This is a genomic window from Bacillus sp. Bvel1 (genome assembly GCF_014872755.1).
GTDB classification, from domain to species: Bacteria; Bacillota; Bacilli; order Bacillales; family Bacillaceae; genus Bacillus; species Bacillus velezensis.
The window spans coordinates 15,628-41,903 of sequence record NZ_JAAOBZ010000006.1; the positions used below are offsets into that span (position 1 = coordinate 15,628).

At 46.6% G+C, this 26,276-nt stretch carries 30 protein-coding genes and 1 tRNA gene; 25 read left to right on the forward strand and 6 right to left on the reverse strand.

The window, feature by feature from the left end; genetic code table 11:
• From HAP68_RS04130 to rpsN, 4 genes are all read left to right on the forward strand, one after another.
• Positions 1-990, forward strand: a complete 990-nt coding sequence (locus HAP68_RS04130; RefSeq protein ID WP_024085046.1) for an aliphatic sulfonate ABC transporter substrate-binding protein — start codon at positions 1-3, stop codon at positions 988-990.
• Entirely contained in the window at positions 990-1,823 is an 834-nt protein-coding gene (locus HAP68_RS04135) for an ABC transporter permease (RefSeq protein WP_003155411.1), read from the forward strand. The genes HAP68_RS04130 and HAP68_RS04135 overlap by 1 nt, the downstream gene beginning before the upstream one ends.
• 24 nt (positions 1,824-1,847) lie before the next feature.
• Entirely contained in the window at positions 1,848-2,984 is a 1,137-nt protein-coding gene (gene ssuD, locus HAP68_RS04140) for an FMNH2-dependent alkanesulfonate monooxygenase (RefSeq protein ID WP_003155410.1), read from the forward strand.
• Positions 2,985-3,158: 174 nt separating this feature from the next.
• Complete coding sequence (gene rpsN / locus HAP68_RS04145) at positions 3,159-3,428, forward strand: 30S ribosomal protein S14 (RefSeq protein ID WP_007610245.1); 270 nt, start codon at positions 3,159-3,161, stop codon at positions 3,426-3,428.
• Positions 3,429-3,448: 20 nt separating this feature from the next.
• On the opposite strand, the gene HAP68_RS04150 is transcribed toward rpsN, so the two are convergent.
• Together HAP68_RS04150 and HAP68_RS04155 are read right to left on the reverse strand one after the other, a co-directional pair.
• Entirely contained in the window at positions 3,449-3,916 is a 468-nt protein-coding gene (locus HAP68_RS04150) for a hypothetical protein (RefSeq protein WP_024085048.1), read from the reverse strand.
• Positions 3,913-4,116, reverse strand: coding sequence for a helix-turn-helix transcriptional regulator (locus tag HAP68_RS04155; RefSeq protein WP_003155407.1), 204 nt, complete (start codon positions 4,114-4,116; stop codon positions 3,913-3,915). Before HAP68_RS04155 ends, HAP68_RS04150 begins: the two co-directional genes overlap by 4 nt.
• A 187-nt stretch (positions 4,117-4,303) precedes the next feature.
• Here HAP68_RS04155 and HAP68_RS04160 point away from each other — a divergent pair.
• Positions 4,304-4,377 (forward strand) — tRNA-Gly (locus HAP68_RS04160).
• 89 nt (positions 4,378-4,466) lie between these two features.
• Here HAP68_RS04160 and HAP68_RS04165 read toward each other — a convergent pair.
• A complete protein-coding gene (locus tag HAP68_RS04165; RefSeq protein WP_024085049.1) occupies positions 4,467-5,090 on the reverse strand; it encodes a hypothetical protein in 624 nt (207 codons plus the stop codon).
• Positions 5,091-5,174: 84 nt separating this feature from the next.
• Between HAP68_RS04165 and queG the strand changes: the two genes are divergently transcribed.
• The 18 genes from queG (at position 5,175) to HAP68_RS04255 (ending at position 21,423) form a co-directional block, all read left to right on the forward strand.
• Positions 5,175-6,335 (forward strand): tRNA epoxyqueuosine(34) reductase QueG, encoded by a 1,161-nt coding sequence (gene queG, locus HAP68_RS04170; protein ID WP_024085050.1) that lies wholly within the window; start codon positions 5,175-5,177, stop codon positions 6,333-6,335.
• A gap of 76 nt (positions 6,336-6,411) precedes the next feature.
• Positions 6,412-7,323, forward strand: coding sequence for an amidase domain-containing protein (locus HAP68_RS04175; RefSeq protein ID WP_024085051.1), 912 nt, complete (start codon positions 6,412-6,414; stop codon positions 7,321-7,323).
• A gap of 36 nt (positions 7,324-7,359) precedes the next feature.
• On the forward strand, positions 7,360-7,842 hold the full coding sequence (gene trmL / locus HAP68_RS04180; RefSeq protein WP_007610253.1) for a tRNA (uridine(34)/cytosine(34)/5-carboxymethylaminomethyluridine(34)-2'-O)-methyltransferase TrmL: 483 nt from the start codon (positions 7,360-7,362) through the stop codon (positions 7,840-7,842).
• A gap of 138 nt (positions 7,843-7,980) precedes the next feature.
• Positions 7,981-8,613, forward strand: coding sequence for a YhbD family protein (locus HAP68_RS04185; protein WP_024085052.1), 633 nt, complete (start codon positions 7,981-7,983; stop codon positions 8,611-8,613).
• Complete coding sequence (locus tag HAP68_RS04190) at positions 8,604-9,317, forward strand: polymer-forming cytoskeletal protein (RefSeq protein WP_024085053.1); 714 nt, start codon at positions 8,604-8,606, stop codon at positions 9,315-9,317. Before HAP68_RS04185 ends, HAP68_RS04190 begins: the two co-directional genes overlap by 10 nt.
• An 11-nt stretch (positions 9,318-9,328) precedes the next feature.
• On the forward strand, positions 9,329-10,039 hold the full coding sequence (locus HAP68_RS04195; RefSeq protein ID WP_015388509.1) for a hypothetical protein: 711 nt from the start codon (positions 9,329-9,331) through the stop codon (positions 10,037-10,039).
• A gap of 358 nt (positions 10,040-10,397) precedes the next feature.
• Positions 10,398-12,293, forward strand: coding sequence for a serine/threonine protein kinase PrkA (gene prkA / locus HAP68_RS04200; protein WP_003155391.1), 1,896 nt, complete (start codon positions 10,398-10,400; stop codon positions 12,291-12,293).
• A gap of 190 nt (positions 12,294-12,483) precedes the next feature.
• On the forward strand, positions 12,484-13,662 hold the full coding sequence (gene yhbH, locus HAP68_RS04205) for a sporulation protein YhbH (protein WP_003155390.1): 1,179 nt from the start codon (positions 12,484-12,486) through the stop codon (positions 13,660-13,662).
• Positions 13,663-13,848: 186 nt separating this feature from the next.
• A complete protein-coding gene (locus HAP68_RS04210; RefSeq protein WP_003155389.1) occupies positions 13,849-14,313 on the forward strand; it encodes a MarR family transcriptional regulator in 465 nt (154 codons plus the stop codon).
• Positions 14,314-14,349: 36 nt separating this feature from the next.
• Positions 14,350-15,015, forward strand: a complete 666-nt coding sequence (locus tag HAP68_RS04215) for an HlyD family secretion protein (protein WP_007610259.1) — start codon at positions 14,350-14,352, stop codon at positions 15,013-15,015.
• A 40-nt stretch (positions 15,016-15,055) separates the two neighbouring features.
• Positions 15,056-16,651 carry an MFS transporter gene (locus HAP68_RS04220; protein WP_003155387.1) on the forward strand — a complete coding sequence of 532 codons (1,596 nt, stop codon included), beginning with the start codon at positions 15,056-15,058 and terminating at the stop codon, positions 16,649-16,651.
• A gap of 24 nt (positions 16,652-16,675) precedes the next feature.
• Positions 16,676-17,209, forward strand: a complete 534-nt coding sequence (locus HAP68_RS04225; protein WP_003155386.1) for an NAD(P)H-dependent oxidoreductase — start codon at positions 16,676-16,678, stop codon at positions 17,207-17,209.
• 12 nt (positions 17,210-17,221) lie between these two features.
• Complete coding sequence (locus tag HAP68_RS04230) at positions 17,222-17,593, forward strand: hypothetical protein (RefSeq protein ID WP_003155385.1); 372 nt, start codon at positions 17,222-17,224, stop codon at positions 17,591-17,593.
• 118 nt (positions 17,594-17,711) lie between these two features.
• A complete protein-coding gene (locus HAP68_RS04235) occupies positions 17,712-18,479 on the forward strand; it encodes a hypothetical protein (RefSeq protein ID WP_024085054.1) in 768 nt (255 codons plus the stop codon).
• Positions 18,480-18,481: 2 nt separating this feature from the next.
• On the forward strand, positions 18,482-18,859 hold the full coding sequence (locus tag HAP68_RS04240) for a GntR family transcriptional regulator (protein ID WP_014304684.1): 378 nt from the start codon (positions 18,482-18,484) through the stop codon (positions 18,857-18,859).
• Complete coding sequence (locus HAP68_RS04245) at positions 18,849-19,565, forward strand: ATP-binding cassette domain-containing protein (protein ID WP_003155380.1); 717 nt, start codon at positions 18,849-18,851, stop codon at positions 19,563-19,565. Before HAP68_RS04240 ends, HAP68_RS04245 begins: the two co-directional genes overlap by 11 nt.
• Positions 19,566-20,483: an ABC transporter ATP-binding protein gene (locus tag HAP68_RS04250; RefSeq protein WP_024085055.1), complete on the forward strand. Its 918-nt coding sequence runs from the start codon at positions 19,566-19,568 to the stop codon at positions 20,481-20,483. It abuts the gene before it with no gap.
• On the forward strand, positions 20,476-21,423 hold the full coding sequence (locus HAP68_RS04255; RefSeq protein WP_015388503.1) for an ABC transporter permease: 948 nt from the start codon (positions 20,476-20,478) through the stop codon (positions 21,421-21,423). The genes HAP68_RS04250 and HAP68_RS04255 overlap by 8 nt, the downstream gene beginning before the upstream one ends.
• 91 nt (positions 21,424-21,514) lie before the next feature.
• On the opposite strand, the gene cspB is transcribed toward HAP68_RS04255, so the two are convergent.
• Positions 21,515-21,715 carry a cold shock-like protein CspB gene (gene cspB, locus HAP68_RS04260; protein WP_003155376.1) on the reverse strand — a complete coding sequence of 67 codons (201 nt, stop codon included), beginning with the start codon at positions 21,713-21,715 and terminating at the stop codon, positions 21,515-21,517.
• A 381-nt stretch (positions 21,716-22,096) separates the two neighbouring features.
• Here cspB and HAP68_RS04265 point away from each other — a divergent pair, with 381 nt between their 5' ends.
• Positions 22,097-22,927, forward strand: coding sequence for a MetQ/NlpA family ABC transporter substrate-binding protein (locus tag HAP68_RS04265; RefSeq protein ID WP_024085056.1), 831 nt, complete (start codon positions 22,097-22,099; stop codon positions 22,925-22,927).
• A gap of 16 nt (positions 22,928-22,943) precedes the next feature.
• Here the strand turns inward: HAP68_RS04265 and HAP68_RS04270 are convergent, their stop codons facing one another.
• Entirely contained in the window at positions 22,944-24,023 is a 1,080-nt protein-coding gene (locus tag HAP68_RS04270) for a GGDEF domain-containing protein (protein WP_003155367.1), read from the reverse strand.
• 151 nt (positions 24,024-24,174) lie between these two features.
• Between HAP68_RS04270 and HAP68_RS04275 the strand changes: the two genes are divergently transcribed.
• Positions 24,175-25,566, forward strand: coding sequence for an L-cystine transporter (locus tag HAP68_RS04275; RefSeq protein WP_003155366.1), 1,392 nt, complete (start codon positions 24,175-24,177; stop codon positions 25,564-25,566).
• Positions 25,567-25,634: 68 nt separating this feature from the next.
• Here the strand turns inward: HAP68_RS04275 and HAP68_RS04280 are convergent, their stop codons facing one another.
• On the reverse strand, positions 25,635-26,207 hold the full coding sequence (locus tag HAP68_RS04280) for a hypothetical protein (RefSeq protein WP_024085057.1): 573 nt from the start codon (positions 26,205-26,207) through the stop codon (positions 25,635-25,637).
• Between the last annotated feature and the right edge of the window lie 69 nt (positions 26,208-26,276).

Sequence of the window (26,276 nt, forward strand, 5' to 3'; positions counted from 1 at the left end):
GTGAAAAAAATCATCATTCTTTTAGCCGCAGCAGTCATGATGTCAGCCGGATGCAGTGCAGACGGGACAGGAGGGGGCGGGAAAACGGTGAAAGAAATCCGGATCGGCATCCAGCAGAGTTTAAGCCCGCTTCTCATTGCCAAGGAAAAAGGCTGGTTTGAAGAGGCCTTCAAAAAAGACGGAATAAAAGTAAAATGGGTCGAATTCCAAAGCGGTCCTCCGCAATTTGAAGGTCTTGCCGCCGATAAGCTTGATTTTTCCCAGGTCGGCAATTCACCGGTCATTTCCGGTCAGGCGGCGGGAATTGATTTTAAAGAGATCGGGCTGTCTCAGGACGGGTTAAAGGCAAACGGCATTCTCGTAAACAAGGGCAGCGGGATTCAGAGCCTGATAGAATTGAAAGGTAAAAAAATCGCCGTAGCCAAAGGCAGCAGCGGCTTTGATTTTCTCTATAAAGCTTTAGATAAAGCGGGGCTTTCCGCCGATGACGTCACCATCATCCAGCTTCAGCCCGATGAGGCGGTTTCCGCTTTTGAAAACAAATCAGTTGACGCATGGTCCATTTGGGAGCCGTATTTGTCGATTGAAACGCTGCAGCACGGGGCGGAAATATTGGCGAACGGAGAAAGCACAGATTTATATTCTCCCGGTTTCACATTAGTCAGAACGGGATTTTCCAAAGAACACCCGGATGAGGTTGTCCGTTTTCTGAAAGTGTTCAATAAAGCAGTTACATGGCAAAAGGAACACAAAGATGAAGCCGTCTCCTTATATGCGAAAATCAAACATCTTGATCCGAAAGTCGTCAGAAACGTGCTTAACAATACTGAGCCTCTCAATGAACCGATCGATGATGATATTGTCAAAGCCCAGCAGGAAACCGCTGATTTTCAATATCGAACAAAAGCGATTCATAAGAAAATTCATGTAAAAGACGTTGTCGACAATTCATTTATTAAAAAAGCGCTTGAAACGGGGGATGGCAAGTAATGAAAGCAGAAGCATCAACGGCTGCCGGCGCAATAAGCCAATCAGAAAAGAAAGCTCTGGCAAGATCCCGGAAGTATTCATACCAATGGATGAAAGGGATTGTACTCCCGGCTGCGGTCATCGCAGTATGGCAGTTTATCGCAAGTCTGGGCATCGTCTCGGCCGCGGTGCTCCCGTCGCCTGTCGTCATCTTGCAGACGTTTCAGGAACTTCTTCTTTCAGGTGAGCTTTGGGGTCATTTAGAGATCAGTTTATACCGGGCGGCTGCCGGATTTCTGCTTGGCGCGGGCCTCGGACTTGTTTTCGGGCTGCTGGTCGGTTTCTCAAAGCGGACGGAAGCATATCTTGATCCGTCTCTGCAAATGCTCAGGACGGTTCCGCACTTGGCCGTGACTCCTCTGTTCATTTTGTGGTTCGGATTTGATGAGACATCTAAAATTCTGCTGATCGCATTGGGGGCTTTTTTCCCCGTGTACATTAATACGTTTCTCGGACTCCGCAGTGTGGACGCGAAGCTGTTTGACGTCGCGCGGGTGCTGGAATTTAATTGGTATCAGCAGATGACGAAATTAATTCTTCCGGCATCTCTGCCGAATATCCTGCTCGGTATCAGGCTCTCCCTAGGCATTGCGTGGCTCGGTCTCGTGGTGGCGGAACTGATGGGATCGAGCGAGGGCGTCGGTTATATGATTATGGATGCCAGGCAATTCTCACAGACAAATAAGGTGTTTGTCGGCATTATCATTTTTGCGGCTGTCGGCAAGCTGACAGATGCATTGGTCAGAATGCTCGAACGGAAACTATTAAAATGGCGGAACAGTTATGAAGGGTAACCTATTAAAAAAGGAGAGATTCATATGGAGATTCTTTGGTTTATTCCGACGCATGGTGACGGCCGGTATTTAGGGACGCAAACGGGAGGGAGAACGGCGGATCATCTTTATTTTAAGCAAGTGGCACAGGCGGCGGACAGACTCGGGTATACGGGGGTTCTGCTACCGACGGGGAGATCATGTGAAGACCCGTGGCTGACGGCTGCCGCTTTAGCGGGGGAAACGAGTGACTTGAAATTTTTAGTGGCGGTCCGTCCGGGACTGATGCAGCCGTCTGTCGCCGCGAGAATGGCGTCGACAATGGACCGGCTGTCAGACGGCCGTTTGCTCGTAAATGTCGTAGCGGGCGGAGATCCTTATGAACTGGCGGGAGACGGCATGTTTATCAGCCACGATGAACGTTATAAGGCGACTGAAGAATTTTTAACCGTCTGGCGCGGACTCATGCGGGGCGAAACGGTGACATATGAAGGGGACCATATCAAAGTGGAAAACAGCAACCTCCTGTTTCCGCCAAAACAGTCTCCGCATCCGCCATTATATTTCGGCGGTTCATCACAAGCGGGAATTGAGGCTGCTGCGAAACATACAGATGTCTATTTAACATGGGGAGAGCCGCCGGAGCAGGTAAAAGAAAAGATTGAAACCGTTAAAAAACAGGCTGCGAAGGAAGGAAGGACGATGCGTTTTGGCATCAGACTTCACGTGATTATCCGGGAGACTGAGGAAGAGGCATGGGAAGCGGCTGAACGATTAATCAGCCACTTAGACGAAGAGACAATTGCGAAAGCGCAGGCTGCGCTCCGGCGCGCTGATTCATCGGGACAAAAACGGATGGCCGATCTTCATAACGGTGACCGCTCGAAGCTTGAGATCAGCCCGAATCTCTGGGCCGGCATCGGACTGGTCAGAGGCGGAGCGGGCACGGCGCTTGTCGGTGATCCGCAGACTGTCGCTGATCGAATTTTAGAGTATCAGGCACTCGGCATTGAGTCGTTTATCTTTTCAGGCTATCCGCATCTGGAAGAAGCTTATTATCTGGCTGAACTCGTGTTTCCGCTTCTGCCGTTTCAGAATGAGCGGACTAAAAAGCTTGAGCGCAGATTGGGTGAAGCAATGGGAAACGACCATTTTGCAAGAGGAAATAAAGCGACAGTCTGATGACGTCGCAAGGCGGATCATTGACGGCGGGTGCTTTCTGCGGTTTCATTTCCGGGGAAATGCCGGCAGTGAAGGCGGGTATTCACCCGCCTTTTTAAGCGCTTAGCTTGCACGATGCTCATATGGATGATATGATACAAAACGTAATTATTACGATTTGTTAGGAGTGCTGAAATGGCAAAAAAATCAAAAGTAATCAAAGAGCTCAAGCGGCAGAAGCTTGTTGAACAATATGCGGACATCCGAAGAGAATTAAAGGCAAAAGGCGACTGGGAAGCGCTGAGCAAACTGCCGCGTGATTCTGCTCCGGCCAGGCTTCATAACCGCTGTACGGTGACGGGGCGGCCCCGCGGATATATGAGAAAATTTAAACTGTCCAGAATCGCATTCAGGGAGCTGGCCCATAAAGGCCGGATTCCCGGGGTGAAAAAAGCGAGCTGGTAATGTAAAAAACTCCGGATCTGTCATGAACCGGAGTTTTTGCCGTGCTTATGAAAAGTGAAAACATAAGCCAAATGCTGAATCATCATCAGAATAAAAATCAAAAGAATCGGAAAAAAAGGAAGATGCGGCTGAATCAGCGGATAAAACAAAAGCAGAACGGCTGCGGCCGGCAATGAAAAGTAAACGGCGATATACGAGGAACGGCAAGCTTTAGCCGTCATCATTCGTTCTCTTTCATCCTGTTCCTCAAATTCATCGGGGACTAGCCTATGCTTTTTGCCGTTTCGTTTTTTCTTTTCGGCATAGATATACAATGCGGCACAAACGGTAAACAGCAGAAACGGAGTGATATTCAGCTCAAATGCACCGCTCCCCTCCGTTTGGAAAAACTGAGCGATCCGCGGCGCCGCTTCCATAAAGGAAATAAGCGTCCAGCAGGCCAATCCGTAGAGTGCAAGGTGAAAACACGCTTTTCTTTTCAAACTCATTTTTTCTCCTCCTCCAGCCAGAAAACTTCCTCCATCGGCAGTGAGAAAGCCCGGCAGATGTTAAGCGCCAATAAGAGTGAAGGCACATAATCTCCTTTTTCAATCGCTGCAATCGTCTGTCTGGTGGCTCCGGCTTCTTTTCCGAGCGTTTCCTGAGAATAGCCGAATCTGGCTCTCAGCTCTTTTACTTTATTTTTCATCATCAGGGCGTACCTCAAGTTTTCTTCTTTTTTATATTGTATGAGATTCTTAACAAAATGTAAACCCAACTTAACATGTGGACAAAAAAAGAATTTTTTTCGACAAATTTTTTAACATTCCCTTGACGAAAAAAAAATATACATGTAATATTAGAAACATCAAATCGGTACTGACAAAAACTTTGATGCGGGTGTAGTTTAGTGGTAAAACCTCAGCCTTCCAAGCTGATGTCGTGAGTTCGATTCTCATCACCCGCTCCATACATACGTTATTAACGCAGTGTTTCGTTTCTCTGATAAACGAAGTATTGCGTTTTTTTATGTGAAAAAAGACACGAAGGCGTGTCTTTTTATGAAAGCCAAGAGACGGTATGTGTGCCTCCGTGAATTTGTTCAAACATTTTGGTTAAGGATGATAGCAGCTCATCCGCCGCGTCGGCATGAAATGAAGGCGGGAAAAAGATCAGCTGCAGCATTTTCTTTGTGCCGGTTGTTACAGGGCGGGTATTGATATGTCCGGTAAGGCCGCCGAAAATGCCGCCAAAGTCGGAAAAAGCAAGTACGTGTTCTTTTTCTCCGATTGTAATCGAAATCGGTTCATCTATTTCTGCGGCGTCATACGCCATGATAGGCAATGAATATTTCAAGGAGAAAAAAAGTATGGTATCATGGGCTGAATTCACACTTTCAATGAATCGTTCCCGGGAAATATCGCCGAGCATAAGCTCCATCGGCGTTTCTTGTCCTGAAAAGGCGGGACTGAGCTGTTCCATTATACGCGCCCACTCTTTAACAAAAGGCTGCTCATCTATACCGCCGTCAGCATAATCAAAGTAAAGAGATTCTTGAAATAAACGGAGGCGGCCTTTCAGCATTTGCGGAGCGGGCCCGACTTCGATCTGTTCATATAAGACGGCTGCCGCTTTGATCCCCGGCACCCGTTCAGCAATAAGTGGATCTAAACTGATGTTCAAGTGTGTTCACTCCATTTCGGGATGATAAAACTCTATTATACCCGTGCGGGAGCCTGATCACAAAGAAAGGAGGCTGTGCAAAAAATGAATATTCATAAACTGAAAGAGGAATTAATCGAATACGCCAAAAGCATCGGAGTCGACAAAATCGGGTTTACAACGGCTGATACGTTCGACAGTCTGCGGGACCGGCTGATTCTTCAGGAATCACTCGGCTATTTATCCGGTTTTGAAGAGCCGGATATTGAAAAACGGGTTACTCCGTCTTTGCTTCTCCCGAAAGCCAAATCAATCGTCGCCATCGCCCTTGCTTATCCTTCCAAAATGAAAGATGCGCCGAGGAGCACGAGGGACGGGCGGCGCGGCATTTTTTGCAGAGCTTCCTGGGGGAAGGATTATCATGATGTGCTGCGGGAAAAGCTTGATCTGCTGGAGAATTTTCTCCAAAGCAAACATGAGGATATCCGCACAAAGTCAATGGTGGATACAGGAGAATTGTCCGACAGGGCCGTGGCTGAACGGGCGGGAATCGGCTTCAGCGCCAAAAACTGCATGATCACCACGCCTGAATACGGTTCTTACGTCTATCTGGCTGAAATGATCACCAATCTGCCCTTTGAACCGGATGTGCCGATTGAAGATATGTGCGGTACGTGCACAAAATGTCTAGACGCGTGTCCGACCGGCGCCCTCGTCAATCCCGGACAGCTTAACGCCCAGCGCTGTATTTCGTTCCTGACCCAGACAAAGGGATTTTTGCCGGATGAGTTCCGCACGAAAATCGGAAACCGTCTGTATGGCTGTGACACGTGCCAGACGGTCTGTCCGATTAATAAGGGGAAAGATTTTCATCTTCATCCGCAGATGGAGCCTGATCCGGAAATCGCAAAGCCGCTGTTAAAGCCGCTTTTGACCATAAGCAACCGCGAATTCAAAGAAAAATTCGGACATGTATCGGGATCATGGCGCGGCAAGAAGCCGATACAGCGGAATGCGATTTTAGCTTTGGCTCATTTTAAAGATGCCTCGTCTCTTCCGGAATTAACGGCCTTGATGCACCAAGATCCGCGCCCCGTCATCAGGGGTACGGCCGCCTGGGCCATCGGGAAAATCGGTGATCCTGATTATACGGAGGAATTAGAAAAAGCGCTTCAAAAGGAGCAGGATGAGGACGCCATACGGGAAATTGAAAAGGGACTGGAGCTGTTATCGGTTTCTGAGAAGACTAAAACCGGCCGGTCCTGACATATGTATAGAGAAAAAGCACTTGGCCGGAGTTCAAGTGTTTTTTCTTTATAAAATCGTATGGTGGGTGGAGCGCTTGAAGCATATTATTGAAGATTTAGCGGAGGCCCGGCTTCATTATTTAATCAACGGAACTGAGATGAGGCAGAATGGGCAGGCCGGCGATCTTGAGGTCCTGACGAGAAAAAAAGAGCTGTTTGAAAAACGGAAAGTTGATATCGTGAAAGCGAAGGCAAAGGCCGTCATTGTCAAAAGCAGTCTTGAGGACGACGGCACGTTATGTGTCATGTACACGATTCATTTCGAATATTTGTGCAAGGAGCATGACGGACACCTTTACTTAGAAGAGCAGATTGAGGAACGGACTGCATTTCTCTATGATGAGCTTTTGATTAAAGACCGGGAAGTAAAGAAAAAACCGGCTGGATTTTCTGACGGAAACAGCGTAATTGAATATGAGCGGAGTGAACGGGAAGATCTCGGGCGGGCGTTTCAATACGACCGTCTGGCTGCCGTGCAGTACGCGGAGAAGTTTTGGAATAAACGAAACCCCGCTTATAAAAATTTCAGCGATAATTGCACCAATTTTATTTCCCAATGTTTACATGCCGGAAAAGCACCGATGCGGGGGCATCCGAACAGAGGCTCAGGCTGGTGGATGAAGGCAAGCTCGTGGAGTTACAGCTGGACGGTCGCGCATTCGATGAAGATGTATCTGGCCCAATCCAAGGCAGGACTTCGCGCGGTGCAAGTATCAAGAGCTGAAGAACTGATGCCCGGAGATATCATTTGCTATGATTTTGAAGGAGACGGCCGTTTTAATCATACGGCGATCGTGGTCGCAAAAGATAAAAGCAATATGCCGCTCGTCAATGCCCAAACGTATGACAGCAGGATGAGATATTGGTCATATGAGGATTCAACGGCGTATACTCCTTCCATCAGATATGCGTTTTTTCATATTACGGATGATACGACAAAAGAGTAATTAATGATATAATGGTGGGCGGAATAAAAAACAGAGGTGAACATCGTGGCATTACATGTCGTTTTATATCAACCTGAAATCCCGGCCAATACGGGAAATATCGCACGTACTTGTGCGGCAACAGACACAACGCTTCATTTGATCCGCCCGCTCGGATTCTCAACCGATGATAAAATGCTGAAGCGCGCCGGACTCGATTATTGGGAGTTCGTCAACGTCGTATATCATGATTCATTGGAAGAGTTATTTGAAGCATATGAGAACGGAAAGTTTTTCTTCATTACAAAATTCGGTCAAAAGCCGCACACATCATTTGATTACTCAAATACGGAGGAAGACTTTTTCTTCGTATTCGGCAGAGAAACGAGCGGACTTCCGAAAGAATTGATCGAAAACAATATGGACCGCTGCCTGCGTCTGCCGATGACCGAGCATGTGAGATCATTAAATCTGTCCAACACGGCCGCGATTCTTGTATATGAAGCGCTGCGCCAGCAAAATTACAGAGATTTGACGTGAGAAAAAACGCCCGCATCCGGGCGTTTTTTTATTGAATAAAAAAGGACGGGCAGCAGCGGTTTACGGCATTTTTATATTTCCAGGCTTAACAACGTAACAGTGTTATGTTACAATACGTTCATCGAAGGAGCTGGATTCATGGAGGAACAACTGATTTCTAAAAAAGAATTGCTGGAAGAAACATCAATTTCATACGGGCAGCTGTACCGGTGGAAACGGAAAAATTTAATTCCTGAAGAATGGTTTATCCGAAAATCGACGTTTACAGGCCAGGAAACATTTTTTCCGAGAGCGGAAATATTAAAACGCATCTCAAAAATACAGGAAATGAAAGAAAATCTGTCTCTGGATGAAATGAGAGAAATGCTGTCTCCGCAAATGACTGATGTCAATATAACGTCTGCGGAACTGCTTCAAAAGGGACTGATTTCAAAAGCCGCGCTGCAAGTTTATGGCGAAGACGGCGTGACATTCACGTCCCGCGCGCTGCTGTCTTTATATGTGCTTGAAGGGCTTTTGCAATCGGGCAATATCAGCCTTGAGGAAGGAAAATTGGCGGCGGGGGTGCTGAAGACGTATGAGGCTTCCGAGCTGAAAGCGAATACGGAGCTTGTCATGCTCCGAAAGCTCGGCGTAACGACGTGCTTCATCGCAGACGCGGAACATATTTTATTTGAACCGACTGTCAAAGTGGTTGAACGGGTGGCGCTTGCTGCGGCATCGGAAGAATTAAAAGCGAAATGGATGCAGGAGGACCATCAATGGAAGTAACAGATAAATTAATCATTAACGGTTCGGGAAGTTCAAAAGGAGGCCGTTTTCATACAGTGGAGATCAACGGGAGCGGCACGGTGTCAGGTGATGTGGAGTGCACGAGCCTTTTGTTTAACGGCAGCGGAAAAACAGACGGACATGTCAAGACGCAAACGCTGACAATCAGCGGTTCGGGGAAAATTTCCGGCAGTGCCGAAGCTGAATCCATCCGTATCAACGGAACGGGTGTCATTAAAGGTGATGTCAAAACGGAGCGGCTGAACGTTGCGGGATTTTCGTCTTTCGGCGGCGGTGTGAAAGCTGATGATATTTTCATATCCGGGAAAGCCGGGATTGAAGGCGATTGCGAGACAGAGACGTTCCGTTCGGAAGGCAAATGCAAGATCGGCGGCCTGCTGAATGCCGATGAAGTCAGTATGAAGCTGGCGGCGGGAGAAAGCCATGTGAAAGAAATCGGCTGCCGCCATTTGAAAGTGATGAGCAGAAAGAGCGTGCTTACGCGTTTTAAGCTGATGCCGGCCCCGGTGCTGACAGCAGAGCTGATTGAGGGTGACATCATTGAATTGGCGGACACGAACGCGAAGACAGTCCGCGGAAATCATGTGCGGATCGGCGCGGGCTGCACCATTGGGACGGTGGAATACAGCGGCGATTTTACATGTGATCCTACCGCTTTGGTTAACAAAGTCGTGAAACGATAGGAGGAGCTGCAATGGAAACGACAAAAAAATTGAGTCATTTAAAAATGTACGGAGCCGGACACGCTTCCGGCGGTTCCTACCAAAATGTAAGCATTAAAGGGGAAGGAACTGTCGGCGAAGGACTTCAAAGCGAACGCTGCCGGATATTCGGCACGGGACTTTTTCTCGGAGATGCCGAGATCAACAGGCTGAAAATTTTCGGAGAGCATGAAGTTGCAGGAGATTTATCAGCACATTCAGCAAATGTGATCGGCACATTGAAAGTCGGCGGCTCCATGCGTTTTGCCAGGATGAGGCTGAAAGGACTTGCTGAAATTGGCGGCGGGGCCGCGGGGGAACAGTGTCATATAAAAGGCAGTCTCACCGTCGGCGGCGATTGCGAGACGGAGCTGCTTCATGTAACAGGATGTATCAATGTGGCGGGATTGTTAAACGCAGGGGACGTAAACATCCATTTGCGTTATGACCGAAGCCGCGTGAAAGAAATCGGCGGCACATCGATCACCGTCAGACGGAAACCCGGTTTTCTTAAACGGAAAGCCGGCATGCTTTCTGCTGAATTGATCGAAGGAGACGCAATTTACCTCGAATACACGGAAGCGGACATCGTCAGAGGGAAGCGTGTGGAAATCGGCCCGGGCTGCAAAATCGGAAAAATCGAGTATCAAACAAGCTGCAAGTCTCATGAAAAATCAACTGTCCAAGAACATATTCAAATATGAAACATTGTTATGTTGTACAGGAAAGGGTGCTCTTCATAAAGAGCACCCTTTTGCCGTTATTTGTTTTCAGGTTTGCTGTCGTAACCCGCAGTAAAAATGGATACTAAAAAAGTGAGAATGACCCCAAGTAAAATGATCGTTTTCATCATGTCTCCTCCTCTTTGCTTTTCCATTTGATGTCCGAGTCTGGATGAAACTGTATTTCTTTCATTATGAACGGTGCACCGGACCCTTGTCAATGACGGCCTTATAACGTCTTTATTTTTAAGAAACGAAAAGCATGTATTATCACGTCACCGCATAGATTGTAACAAAGTACCTTATTTCTAGTGCATTAACCATGATAGAGGAGGTTCTTATGGATATATTAAAGAAAATTGAAAAGTACAGAGAGGAAGAGCAGCGTCTCAAATGGGAAGGGACGTTCGCTGATTATTTGGAGATCATAAAAGAAAATCCATTGGTCGCGCAGTCTGCTCATTCTCGCGTTTTTAATATGATAAAAGACAGCGGAATCGAGGAGGATGACGGGAAAAAGACATACAGCTTTTTCTCGAGGGAGCTGTTCGGCCTTGAGGAATCTCTGGAACGGCTCGTGGAGGAATACTTTCACCCGGCTGCCAAGCGGCTCGATGTAAGAAAACGGATTTTACTGTTGATGGGACCTGTCAGCGGCGGAAAGTCAACTCTTGTCACCATGCTGAAAAAAGGGCTTGAAGCCTACTCATTGACAGATAACGGCGCTGTTTACGCCATTAAAGGCTGCCCGATGCATGAAGATCCTCTCCATCTCATTCCCCATCATCTGCGCGACGACTTCTACCGAGAATACGGCATCAGAATTGAGGGCAGCCTTTCTCCGCTTAATGTCATGCGGCTTGAAGAAGAATACGGCGGCAGAATTGAGGATGTTAAAGTTGAACGTATATTCTTCTCGGAGGATAAACGTACCGGAATCGGAACCTTCAGCCCGTCTGACCCGAAATCACAGGATATCGCCGATTTGACGGGGAGCATTGATTTTTCGACGATTGCCGAATACGGTTCGGAATCAGATCCGCGCGCTTATCGGTTTGACGGTGAATTAAATAAAGCGAACCGCGGAATGATGGAATTTCAGGAAATGCTGAAATGCGATGAAAAATTTCTGTGGCACCTTCTGTCACTCACGCAGGAAGGGAATTTCAAAGCCGGACGGTTTGCGCTCATCTCAGCCGACGAATTGGTTGTTGCGCATACGAACGAAACGGAGTACCGCTCGTTTATTGCCAATAAGAAAAACGAAGCCCTTCACTCCAGGATCATCGTGATGCCTGTTCCTTATAATTTAAAGGTGTCAGAGGAAGAACGGATTTATGAAAAAATGATTTCTGAAAGTGATGTTTCTGACGTACACATCGCCCCCCATACATTAAAAGTGGCCGCGATGTTTTCTATTTTGACCCGGCTGAAGGAACCGAACCGCTCTGATATTGATCTCGTCAAAAAAATGAGGCTCTATGACGGAGAAAGCGTTGAAGGTTACAATTCCGTTGATCTGGAGGATATGAAGAAGGAATTCCATGATGAAGGAATGAGCGGTATCGACCCGCGCTATGTCATCAACCGCATTTCCTCAACGATTATCAGAAAAAATATGGAATCCATCAATTCGCTTGACGTGCTGCGTTCCTTAAAAGAAGGACTCGACCAGCATCCGTCCATCTCCGCCGAGGACAAAGAGCGGTATATGAATTTTATTTCCGCCGCCAGGAAAGAGTACGATGACATCGCCAAAAAGGAAGTGCAGAAGGCGTTCGTTTATTCATATGAAGAATCCGCGAAAACTCTCATGGACAATTATTTAGATAATGTGGAAGCGTACTGCAATAAAAATAAGCTTCGCGATCCGCTGACGGGTGAAGAAATGAATCCTGACGAAAAACTGATGAGATCCATTGAAGAGCAGATCGGCATTTCAGAAAACGCCAAAAAAGCGTTCCGCGAAGAAATCTTAATCCGCATATCCGCCTATGCAAGAAAAGGAAAACGCTTTGACTATAATTCGCACGAAAGACTCCGCGAAGCGATTCAGAAAAAGCTGTTCGCAGACTTAAAAGATGTAGTGAAAATTACGACCTCCACCAAAACGCCGGATGAACAGCAGCTTAAAAAGGTCAATGAGGTAGTGGCAAGGTTAATAGATGAACACGGCTATAATTCGACTAGCGCTAATGAACTGCTGAAGTATGTCGGAAGCTTGTTAAACCGCTGATATTTGATTTCATTGAGAGGCCCGTCTGTAAAAGGACGGGTTCTTTTGTCTGTTTTTCGCAATTGTTTGTCAATTGGAGAGTCCGGCCGGCATAAGATAAAAATAAATCTTTTCGCCGGACTTGTTTCATAAACAGGACCAAGCCGGAATACACATGTAAAACGACCATAACGGTTAAGGAGGGGAATTCATGTCCCGTAATGACAGCGGAAATTTTTTGATTTCAGAGGAAGACTGGTCCCTCCATCGCAAAGGCTTTGACGACCAGCAGCGCCACCAAAAGAAAGTGCAGGAAGCGATAAAAAACAACCTTCCGGACCTTGTCACTGAGGAAAGCATTATTATGTCCAACGGAAAAGATGTTGTGAAAATCCCGATTCGTTCGCTTGATGAATATAAAATCCGTTATAACTATGATAAAAATAAACATGTCGGCCAAGGCGACGGCGACAGCGAAGTCGGCGATATCGTCGCAAGAGACGGCGCAGATAAAAAGCAGGGCGCCGGAAAAGGCCAGGGAGCAGGCGATCAGGCAGGCGAGGATTATTATGAAGCGGAAGTTTCATTGATGGATCTGGAAGAAGCGCTGTTTCAGGAATTAGAACTGCCGAATCTGCAGCAAAAGGAAAGGGACAATATCGTCCATACCGATATCGAGTTCAATGATATCCGGAAAACCGGGCTGACAGGGAATATCGATAAGAAAAGGACGATGCTGTCGGCCTATAAACGAAACGCCATGACAGGCAAGCCGTCGTTTTACCCTATTTATCCGGAAGATCTGAAATACAAAACATGGAATGATGTGACGAAGCCGGAATCGAAAGCTGTCGTTTTAGCCATGATGGATACAAGCGGTTCGATGGGCGTATGGGAAAAGTATATGGCGAGGAGTTTCTTTTTTTGGATGACACGATTTTTACGGACAAAGTATGAAACGGTTGATATCGAATTTATCGCCCACCATACGGAAGCGAAGGTTGTGTCGGAAGAAGATTTTTTCTCGAAAGGCGAGAGCGGAGGCACCATCTGTTCCTCCGTTTACCGGAAGTCTCTTGAATTAATTGATGAAAAATATGACCCCGCCCGCTACAACATCTATCCGTTTCATTTTTCAGACGGGGATAACCTGACTTCGGATAACGCCCGGTGCGTAAAGCTCGTCAATGACATCATGAAAAAATCGAATCTGTTCTGTTACGGTGAGGTCAATCAATATAACAGGCATTCCACTCTCATGTCCGCCTATAAAAATGTCAAAGATGATAAATTTAAATACTACATCCTGAAACAGAAATCGGACGTATTTCAAGCGCTGAAAAGCTTTTTTAAAAATGAGGAAGCCGGTATAAGCAAAGCATCGTATTAAATATAAAGCCGAGTGAAGAATCGTGCGGCCGCGGTTCTTCATCCGGCTTTTTTAAATTAAAAATAAAGAGAAAAAACGGCATAAAAAAAATCCTTAAAAAATGAAACTTTTCTCTTTACAAACCTTCTTTCATTTATTAATATTTTATCTTGTGAACTATTATTAAGGGAATGAGGTGAAAATACGGTGATTGAATCAGAGCTCGCTTTGCTCAGTTTTGAACAACTGTTTGATACTTCCAGATCGATTTACAAAAAGCAGAAAATGATTCTGGAGACAGTGCTTGAACCTTTTGATATTACAGTGCTGCAGTATCTGCTGATGTTCAAAATACATAAGAGCAAAAGCACGCAGCTTTCAAGGCTGGCTTTGTCGCTTGATCTGAAACCGGCGTCTGTCACGAGAATGACCGATATTCTGTATAAGCGCCGCCTAATGGTTCGGAGCGACTATCACGACGACCGGCGTGTTGTTATGATTCAGTTAACCGAAGAGGGGGAAGAACTTCTAAAGAAAGCTGCTGTTCAATATGCCGAAAAAGCGGCGGTCTTATACCGGCAGCTCAATACCGCTGAACTGCAGTACCTGCGCAAGCTTGCGGAAAGTTTAACGAAGCTTGCAAACGGATGTGCAGTGAAAAACGGAAAATAAAAAAATCCCCACATATTTTTATCATCATTCCACAAAATGATAGAGGAAGAAACGAAAGGAGAAAACAAAATGAACAGAGGACGTTTAATTCTGACCAACATTATCGGTTTGATTGTTGTTCTTGCAATTATAGGCGGAGGTGCTTACTACTATTATCAAAGCACACACTATGTAAAAACCGATGAAGCGAAAGTTGCCGGCGACATGGCTGCTATCACAGCTCCTGCTGCGGGTAAAGTAACTGACTGGAACCTTGATGAGGGGAAAGAAGTAAGCAAAAACGACGTTGTTGCAAAAATTAAAGGACAGCAAAATGCTGACGTAAAAGCCATCATGGATGGAACAATCGTGAAAAACGAAGTGAAAAACGGCCAAATGGTGCAAGCCGGTACGACAATTGCCCAGGAAATTGACATGAAACACCTTTACATCACTGCAAACATTAAAGAAACAGACATTAGAGACATTGAAGTAGGAAACAAAGTAGACGTAATTGTTGACGGCGATCCTAATACAACATTTGACGGAACAGTAGAAGAAATCGGTTATGCGACAAATTCAACATTTGATATGCTGCCTTCTTCAAACTCAAGCGGCAACTACACTAAAGTAACGCAAAAAGTTCCTGTTAAAATTTCACTCAGCAACCCATCTGACAAGGTGCTTCCTGGTATGAACGCATCTGTAAAAATCTCTGAATAATACAGATCAGTCATCAAACCATGAAGGGAGGTTGTCTTAGGTGGCTAAATCAGATAATCAAGTAAAAAGTCCTAAAACATTGCTTATTGTGCTTATGGCCGGGTTATTCCTGGCGATCTTGAACCAAACGCTTCTTAACGTGGCGATGCCGCACTTAATGACCGAGTTCGGTGTGAGTGCGACGACGATTCAGTGGCTTACGACCGGATACATGCTGGTCAACGGTGTTTTGATTCCGTTATCTGCGTTCTTAATCACCCGGTTCGGACAGAGAAGCCTCTTTCTCGTAGCCATGTTCTGTTTTACAGCGGGAACGTTAGTCTGCGGAATCGCGCCTAACTTCTCAACCATGCTGATCGGCCGGTTAATTCAGGCGGTCGGCGGCGGTATCCTGCAGCCGCTGGTCATGACAACCATTCTGCTTATCTTCCCGCCTGAAAGCAGGGGGAAAGGAATGGGGATTTTCGGTCTTGCGATGATGTTTGCTCCGGCGGTCGGACCGACTCTATCCGGCTGGATCATCGAGCATTACACATGGCGCATTATGTTCTACGGCCTTGTTCCGATCGGGGCAATCGTTATTATCATAGCGTTTTTCCTCTTTAAGAACTTGGTGGAACCGCAAAAAATCAAACTCGACAGCTTGGGTGCGATTCTATCTATTGTCGGATTCGCCTCATTGCTTTACGGAGTCAGTGAAGCGGGCAGCGACGGCTGGGGAGATCCGATCGTGCTGTCTACCGTCATTGTCGGTGTCATCGCGATTGCCGCGTTTGTCATTCAGCAATTGCGCTCTGAAAAACCGATGCTTGACTTCCGGGTATTTAAATATGATATTTTCTCACTTTCCAGTGTCATTAATATCATTATTACCGTTGCGCTTTACACAGGAATGTTCCTGCTTCCGATTTACCTGCAGAACTTAGTCGGCTTTACGGCGCTGCAATCGGGTCTCTTGCTATTGCCGGGCGCGATTGTCATGCTGATCATGTCGCCGATTTCCGGTATTCTGTTTGACAAAATCGGTCCGAGACCGCTTGCGATTATCGGGCTGGTCATCACGGTCGCAACGACATTCCAGTACACAAAATTGACAATTGACACACCTTACACGCACATCATGCTTGTCTATGCCATCCGCGCATTCGGTATGTCACTGTTAATGATGCCTGTTATGACAGCCGGAATGAACCAGCTTCCGGCACGGTTGAACAGCCACGGCACGGCGATGAGCAACACGCTCCGCCAGATCAGCGGATCAATCGGAACAAGTTTGATCACAACGATTTATACGAACCGTACGACAATGCATTATTCGCAGATTGCGGATAAAACAAGCACGGCTGATCCAAGCTTCATGCAGTCGTTCCAAAGCGCGGTTTCGAATTTAATGGTCAACATGAACATGTCGCTTGATGCGGCGAAACAAACCGTTTATTCATATCTCTACAAAACAGCTTCACTTAATTCCAACGTTATGGGGATTAATGACGCGTTTATGTGGGCGACGATCTTTGCGGTTATCGGCGTAGTCCTGAGCCTGTTCTTGCGTGACGTACGGAAAGACAAACAGCGGGCGAAGAAAAAAGAGGAGCTGTCATTGCTTCCGGCCCCTAAAGAAGTGAAGGAATCTTAATCATCTGAATGGGAGGTTTCCTGAATGAAAATTTACGTAGTGTACGATAGTGAAGGCGAACACACAAAACATCTTGCTGAAGCCATTGCCGAAGGCGCACGAGAAAACGCTGAGGCTGAAGTCCTGATCGACCATGTCGATCAAGCAGACATCCGCAAGCTGAAAGACATGGATGCCATTATCTGGGGATGCCCGGGTCACTTTGGCACCATCAGTTCAGGCTTAAAAGCGTGGATCGACAGGCTCGGCTATCTGTGGGCTGAAGGCGAGCTGATTGATAAAGTCGGCGCTGTATTCTGTACGACGGCGACAACACACGGCGGATTAGAAATGACCATGCACAATCTGATCACTCCTATGTTTCACCAAGGCATGATTGTTGTCGGTCTTCCCGGCAACGTTCCTGAAAACGCGCTGTACGGCTCTTACTACGGCGCGGGCGTCACATGCCCGGTTGACAGCGATGTGCTGATGACGGAAGAAGGCCTTCAATTAGGCCGTGCGCTTGGCAGACGTGTCAGCCAGGTCACTGGTAATCTAACTGCCGGACGACAGTAAGGAGAGGGTTATATGGCCATTATTATAGCGGTTATTGCTGCTGTCATTGTGATTGCACTTCTTATCACATTCAATGTCCGCAGCACTTCTGCAGGACAGGATGTCAAAGAAGAAAAGAGAGAAGCGATCGGCACTACAGCCGAACAGCCGGAAAAGCATGATCCGGCCGAGGAGCGCTCAGCCGAGCATGCTCCCGTCGTTGTAAAATCTGAATCTCCCCGTGAGAAAAAGAATACAATGGGCGATGATGTGTACCGTCAGGCGCTTCAGAAGTTTAAGACTTCTGAGACGGATCAGGAACCAAACGATCCTGATAGCGGCGGCAAAATGCAGGATAGCAGCTATCGTGATGCGCTGCTCTCCTTAAAAAACAAAAAGAAGTAATTTAAAAGGCAAATCCGCGTAAGAGCGGATTTGTCTTTTTTTATTGAAGATATTGTAATACGTGATGATCTAGTGTACTATGTTACTCATACACTTGATCCGAATGGAGAGAGAAAGAATGACATCGTTTTTAGGTTTGCTGAAAAAAGATGCGAAAGTTTCATGGATTTGGCTCGCGGTGTGGCTTTGCGGCATGATTTGCTGGGCGTTTGCAGCCCACGTCATCGCTGCCCGTCAGAAAGAACCGCTCGTCATTTTCGGCTTTTTTACGGCAATGGGGTTTTTTCAATTTCTTGTAGCGCCGCTTTTTATGTATTATCACCTTCATAAAGAAGGAAAAAACCAGCTGTGGCTTTACAATCCGAATGGGGGATTTTATCTGCTGGCTTCCAAGCTGACGGCCTCACTGCTGTATCAGTTGATCGGGCAGCTGGCGCTGACCGGTTACGGCATTTGGATGTACCGGATGCTTTCTGCAAAAGGAGTGCTGGAACACACCATTCCCCTGGCCGGCACATTAACCGGGCTGAATGCTTACCTGCTGATCAGTTCAGCGTACTTATCTGTGATCGTGGCCGTATTTTGGACTGTTTTTCACTCATTAAAACATTTTCCCGTCCTCCGTTGGGTGATCTGCATCGTGCTTGCGTTTGTCTGGACCTATATTGACGATAAAATCATTACGCCTTTCACTTCATCTCAACATGATTTATGGCCGGTAAAAGTGTATGCGAATTTTCATTTTCATTATACGAAATTGTCCGGATGGACGATGGAGCTGAAAGCCGTCCACATTTCGCTTTTCAGCTTTCTGGCAGTGATCGTGCTTGCAGCGCTCTGTCTCGCGCTGGCCTCTATGCTGCTGAATCGAAAGGTTGAGGTGTAATGATGGAGAATGAATTTCAGTCATCCAAGCCCATTTATCTGCAGATTGCCGATCGTATATATTACCGGCTGATCCGAAGTGAGCTTTCACCGGGGGACAAACTGCCGTCCGTAAGGGAGATGGCCGTACAGATGAAAGTGAATCCGAACACGATACAAAGAACGTACAGTGAAATGGAAAGGCTGGGGATCGTGGAGACGAGAAGAGGACAGGGAACCTTTATAGCGGAAAGATCCGATCTGAAAGCCGAGCTGAAAGACAGGCTGACAAAAGACGTTTTCAAACGCTTTATTCAGGAAATGGCGGAGCTGGGGTTATCTCCTGAGGAAATGCTCGAGGGGATCAAACAATATGCGGAGGAAGCAAACGATGAATCTTGATTTTGAACGCGTAACAAAAAAATACGGCCGCAGGATCGCGGTCAGCGATGTATCATTTTCATTGTCTCCGGGTAAAATCTACGGAATTTTAGGGCCGAACGGAAGCGGTAAATCAACAACGCTTAAAATGCTTGCAGGGCTTGCTTTTCCGACATCGGGCGCCGTCCGGATGGGAGAGTGCAAAGTAAGCAGGAACATGCTGTTTCGTACGGCTTATTTAACCGAACATGATATGTTTTCCGCCCGGACGACCGTCGGTGATATGCTCACGTTTTATCATTCGCAATTCCCGGATTTTCAGCTGGAAAAAGCACATAACCTATTAGCGGAAATGAATCTTTCAGCGAAGCAGAAGTTAAAAGAGCTGTCCAAAGGCAGCCGGGGCAGGCTGAAAATCGTTTTGGCCCTGTCGAGAAAAGCATCGGTCATTCTGCTGGATGAGCCGTTTTCGGGTCTTGATCCGGCGGTCAGGGAGTCGATTGTCAACAGTCTCGTATCTTATATTGATTTTGACAGCCAGATCGTCGTCATCGCCACGCATGAGATCGGCGAGATTGAGACGCTGTTAGACGAAGTGATGGTTTTCATAAAAGGGAAAATCGCTGAACGGCGCGAGGTCGAAGAAATTCGGGAACAGGAAGGAATGTCCGTGCTGCAATGGTATAGAAACGTCATGCAGGCGCACGAAATAGAAGGGGGATTCTAATTGGAAACGGTATTAGAACTGCAACAGGTAAAGAAAACGATAAAAGGACGAACGATTATTCATGACTTGAGCTTCTCCGTCCGGGCGGGCGAAGTGTTTGGATTTTTAGGGCCGAACGGAGCGGGGAAAACCACTACGATCAGAATGATGGTCGGATTAATGAAACTGTCTCAGGGAGACATCGTAATCTGCGGGGAATCCATTACGAAAAACTATGCAAAAGCGGTCAGGCACGTCGGAGCCATCGTGGAAAACCCGGAGCTGTACAAATTCCTGAGCGGCTATAAAAATTTACAGCAGTACGCAAGGATGGTAAAAGGCGTTACGAAAGAAAAAATAGATGAGGTCATCGAGCTCGTCGGGTTGCAGGACAGAATACATGACAAAGTAAAAACCTACTCTCTCGGAATGAGACAGCGTCTCGGCCTCGCCCAAAGCCTGCTGCATAATCCTAAGGTGCTGATTCTGGATGAGCCGACAAACGGCCTCGATCCCGCCGGCATCAGAGAAATCAGGGACCATCTGAAAAAGCTGACACGTGAAAAAGGAATGGCTGTCATCGTCTCAAGCCATCTTCTGTCAGAAATGGAGCTAATGTGCGATCGAATCGGCATTCTGCAAAAAGGAGAGCTTGTCGATATTCAAAAAGTAAGGGATGAAGGAAAAGAGGATAAAGATACATACTTCTTCCATATTGAACAAAGAGAAGAGGCTCTTGCCGTTTTGAGTCAGTTTGACTGTGTGAAGAAGACAAACGGCATTGAGATCCAGCTGTCCAAACAGGAAGTGCCTGATGTGATATCATTGCTCGTCCGTGAAAAAATCCGCTTATATGAAGTGAAAATCATGACAAAATCTTTGGAAGACCGTTTCTTGGAAATTACCGGCGGGACGAAAGAGGAGGTTCAATATGTTTAAGCTGATCTATAATGAATGGATTAAAATTTTCAGCCGCGTCGGGACGTGGGCTATGATTGTGATTTTAGGCGTTTCGATGATCGGTTTTGCGCTTCTGTCAAACCATTTCACCTCGAACGAAGCCAATCCGAATTGGAAACAGGAGCTCCAGGCTGAAAACAAAGAAATGAAACAGCAGATGAAGGAAACCGGAAATCAGACGCTCATTGATAACCTGAAACAGAATGTCGCGATAAATCAATACCGTATGGATCATAACATCCCCGAGGATACAGGGTACACAGTGTGGTCATACGTATCTGATTCTTCGATGATGACTGTTTTGACCGGGCTGTTTACGATTATCATTGCCGCAGGCATCGTGGCGAATGAGTTCAACTGGGGGACGATCAAGCTGCTGGCCATCCGTCCGCTCAGCCGTTTTCAGATTTTGCTTTCTAAATATATGACAGTGCTGCTGTTCGGACTGCTGATGCTTGTGATTTTATTTGCCGGCTCCGCTCTGTTGGGATTGGTCTTTTTCGGTACAGGCGGAGATACTGCGGCTGATGTTCATCTCGTATACAAAGACGGCCATGTTTTTGAGCAAAATATCATCGCTTTCCTCGCTAAAACATATGTCTATGAATCTGTCTCCGCTTTTATGCTTGCGACGATGGCGTTTATGCTGTCTGCGGTATTCCGGAACAGCTCATTAGCGGTCGGATTTTCTATTTTTCTATTGGTTATGGGGAACACGGCGACGGTATTTCTTGCTGCGAAATTTGAATGGACCAAATATATTTTATTTGCGAACACGGATTTGTCGCAATATATGAACGGGACTCCTTTAGTAGAGGGGATGACGATGACATTTTCGGTTGTGATGCTTGTGATTTACTTCGTTATTTTTCTGGCGCTTGCATTCGGCGTCTTCTTAAAACGGGATATTGCCACCTGATATATAAAAGCTGTTTTGCCTTTGCAAAACAGCTTTTCGTTTTAGATGAAAAAAAACCTGCCGGCGTACACCGGCAGGTTTTTTAAACAATTTATGCTTTTGTTACGTTAGCAGCTTGTGGTCCGCGGTTTCCTTCAACGATTTCGAAAGAAACAGATTGGCCTTCTTCTAAAGTTTTGAAGCCTTCGCCTTGAATAGCAGAGAAGTGAACGAATACATCGTCTTGACCTTCTACTTCGATGAATCCGAATCCTTTTTCAGAGTTGAACCATTTTACTTTACCTTCTAACATGAAATTTCCTCCTAAAGCGACAAACGCTTAAATTCACTATTCTTGCTCTAAAACAAACTTCCAAGACGAAAACTCTTACAAAACTTTCTTCTTAAAGATAGTTCGAACAAAAATAATTACCTTTACTCTACCAGTAATCCGAAGAAAAAACAACTGCTAAATGTAACTTTTTTCGAAATAACATGTTTTAAGAGGAAAACGCTCTGATACGGAAATCTGATTTGAGACCAGAACAGCCCATTTGCAGCTGATAAAAACCGCTTTGCAGCCTCTTAAGGAAGCAATTGACAACCCTTTTTTTAATCGGTATTGTATGTAATCATGAGCCCGAATACCATGGTGCAGCTTCTGTACATAAAAATAGATAGGGAGTAGGTCAACTTGAATCTGCGGCTTATAAACAGTCTGTTTCTTTTCATTTTGATCATGTCACTTACTTCATGCGATTATCCTGACGGGAACCGGACCATTACTATCGGAATCAATGAATCTGATCAATCGATCTGGGAGTTTGTCGCGAAAAAAGCCGGTGAGGAAGGATTGCAGCTTTCTTTGGTAACGTTTTCGGATTATGCTGAGGCTGATCTGGCACTTGCCGGCGGGGATCTCGACGCCAATGCGTTTCAATCCGTTACTAATTTTAAATCTTTGCCGCCTCACGTGAAAAAGAAGCTGGCTCCTTTAGGAACGACATATGCGGCATCGCTGGGGGTGTATTCCAAGCAACATAAACGGCTGAAGGATATACCGGACGGAGCGGTCATTGCCGTGCCTGATGAAGCGGCGGCCTTCGGCAGGGCGCTTTTTCTCATGCAGGAGGCCGGACTGATTACATTGAAAAAGGGATTCAGCGGTACGGGTTCAACGGATATGATCAAGGACAACCCGAAGCATCTGACCTTAAAAACGGAAACAAAAAAGAACGCCTATCAGGCGGCGGAACATGCTGACGCAGCAGTTCTCAGTCAAAGCGAGGCGAAAAAAGCAGGATTTCATGCGGAGAAGGACGCGCTGATCCGATCGGCGCAAATGAAGGAAGCGTATATTCATCTGATCGCCGTCAGAGCTGAGGATAAAGATGATGTACGGATGCAAAAACTCCTGTCTTTGTATCAATCAGATGATACCGCGGCGTTGATTGAAAAAGAATATGAGGGCAGCCTGATTCCCGTTTTCCTGAGGGGCGGCTTTCTCACTGAAAAGAAAGAATGATTTCCTCTTCGGGCGATCATTCTTTTTTTTCAGTGCTGCACACTTGATTGCGCCCTGATGTTTTCGCTTTGTACAGCATCCGGTCCGCGATCAGGGGCAATGTCTGAGGGTCCGGTGTATTTGTCGGATAATGCGCGATGCCGAGGGAAACGGTCACGGGAATTGTATCTCCGCTCGTCAGCAGAATCGGGTTCGCGTCAATCGTGTGCCTGATTTCCTCTGCGAGGTGAAGCCCTTTTGTATACGTGCAATTGGGCATAAGCACGGCAAATTCTTCCCCGCCGATGCGGGCTGACGTATGAGAACTGCTGAGTAAGAACCTCAGGCGCGCCCCCAGTTCCTTCAGCACTTGGTCCCCTTCATAATGGCCGTATTGATCATTGATCTGCTTAAAGTGATCAATATCCAAATAAATAAGCGCGAGCTGAGACGAGGGGGATTGAGACGTCCGATCGTACAGAACGCGCGAGACTTCCTCGAATTTTCTCTTATTAAAAATCCCCGTCAGAAAATCATAATTCGCTTGAAACTTGTATTGCTTGAACAAAACGCGGGCATCGGCTTCGTGTTTGATGATATACAGTGACAGCATTCCGCCCAAGATGGAAATGAGCCAATAATAAACGAGGGCCCCGGCAGGCTGTTCAGGCATAAGAAACAGCAGCGTCAAGGTGAAAATAACATTTGAAAAAAGCAGCATAACGAACGCCATTTTATGATCCGGCTTTTTTCCTCTGAGGACGGCCGCAGAAAGTATCGCAATAACCCCGACGGCGGCGATGGAAAAAATGGCGCTTGCATTGAAATTGATCAGGATACGGCCTGCGACGATAATCGCAAAGGCGGCTGCCGTAGACACCCAGCCTCCGTAAAGAGCGGCGATGATAATGGGGATATTTCTGAGATCAATGATGGAATCGGAGTAAGAAAAGCCGAAAGCAATCAGAAAAACCCCTAAAAGCCCGCAGACCGTCCCCTTCAGTAATTGAAACATCGGACGGTCTTCTTTATACGAAAGCGACTCTTTAAAAAGAAGGGTGAACAGATAATTAAATGTGATTAAAATCGTTAAATTAAGAAACAGTTCCTTCAGCATAACAATCACCCTTATATAAGTTACTAGAGAAAGGGTGGAAAGAAAAGAGAAAAATCAATAAAAATACATATATTGTCAATCCTTACTTGACCGATCGGAATTGATATAATATAGTGTTAAAGGATAATGAGCAAGGGAGTGTTTACCTGTTTTGGAGAATTTATTTGTAGTCTTACATGTTTTTATTATGCTTTTGCTTATAGCAGGTCTGTTTGTCATGCAAAAAAAACACGTTTCCTTTTCTAAACGTGTCTTTACCGCGCTCGGACTAGGCATTGTATTCGGTTTTGCACTGCAATTGATTTACGGGCCGGCATCACATATCGTGACACAAACGGCCGATTGGTTTAATATCGCCGGCGGCGGTTATGTCAAATTGCTTCAGATGATCGTCATGCCGCTAGTCTTTATTTCTATTCTCGGCGCATTTACGAAGCTGAAACTGACCCATAACATCGGGAAAATCAGCGGACTGATCATCGGAATTTTGATCGCCACGACAGCAATTGCCGCGGCAGTCGGAATTGTTTCGGCGCTTTCTTTTGATCTGAAAGCCGTCCATATCGACCAGGGAAGCACCGAGTTATCAAGAGGCCAGGAGCTGCAGCAAAAATCTGAGGATATGACGGCCAAAACGCTGCCTCAGCAAATCGTTGAGCTTCTGCCGGGAAATCCGTTTCTTGATTTCACGGGAGCCAGACCGACTTCCACCATCGGAGTCGTTATTTTCGCCGCTTTCCTCGGCATCGCTTTTCTGGGCGTGAAACGGAAGCAGCCGGAGCACGCTGCGACGTTCAGCGGAATTGTCGATGCGGTATACGCGATTATTATGCGCGTCGTGACGTTAATTTTAAGATTGACGCCTTACGGGGTATTGGCGATTATGACAAAGACGATCGCGACAAGCGACATCGACAGCATTGCGAAACTGGGGATGTTTGTGATCGCTTCATACGCCGCGCTTATCGTCATGTTTATCATTCACCTGCTGCTGATTACGTTCAGCGGTTTAAATCCGATCACATACGTGAAAAAAGCATTTCCTGTCATGGTGTTTGCGTTTACGTCCCGTTCAAGCGCAGGGGCTTTGCCGCTTAATATTAAAACGCAAAAAAGTATGGGCGTCCCTGAAGGAATTGCGAACTTCGCCGGTTCATTCGGTTTATCGATCGGTCAAAACGGCTGTGCCGGCATTTACCCGGCGATGCTCGCGATGATGATTGCGCCGACAGTAGGGCAAAACCCGTTTGAACCGGGATTTATCATCTCCGTCATCGCCATCGTGGCAATCAGTTCATTCGGTGTAGCAGGCGTGGGGGGCGGCGCGACATTTGCGGCTCTGCTCGTCCTATCCGCTTTGAACATGCCTGTCGCGCTTGCCGGGCTGCTCATTTCAATTGAGCCGTTAATTGACATGGGGCGTACCGCCTTAAATGTCAGCGGCAGTATGACCGCAGGGCTGTTAACAAGTAAAATGACGAAGGAAACCGATACCGCGGTGTACAATGATTCCTCAATCGTCATTGAAGCTGAAGAGGCCTAATAAAAAAAGCAGATAGCGCTAAAACGAAAAATCCTTCATCGTTGAACGAATGAAGGATTTTTTCGTTTCTAATGATTTCCGGGTTCAATTTCTTCCAGCATATTCATCACGGTGCTGTCATTTAAAACATTTACCGCGCTTTCTTCGAAGTGAATCGGCTCGGTATAGTGAAGCTTCGGCGGAGTTTCTTTACTGCTGTCTGCCTGTCCGTCCGTATGGGATGAGCCGGAGTGATTGCGGGAAGTCTGCTCATGCTGCTGTCCGCCGGATTCCCCGCCGAAAGCCTGTTTGATCAGCTCGGCAGGCTGCACGGAGCCTGTTTGTGAATGCCGTGCTTTGTCCGTGTGCTGCTGTCCGCCGGATTCCCCGCCGAAAGCCTGTTTGATCAGCTCGGCAGGCTGCATGGAGCCTGTTTGTGAATGCCGTGCTTTGTCCGTGTGCTGCTGTCCGCCGGATTCCCCGCTGAAAGCCTGTTGAATCAGGTCAGCAGGCTGCATGGAGTGTGTACCATCTTTATGCTGCATTCGGCCTGAAACCATTCCGGAGATTTTCCGGCGGATTTCGGGTGATAAAGCTGCAATCAGAATCGATGATCCGATCAGCAGCGCTGTCGGGCTGATGCCGCTTTTTTGTCTGAACAAGTTAAATCCCTCCTCATTCAATTGATTACGCTTACCTTTCCCTATCCTTCTGATATTTATCCAAACCGT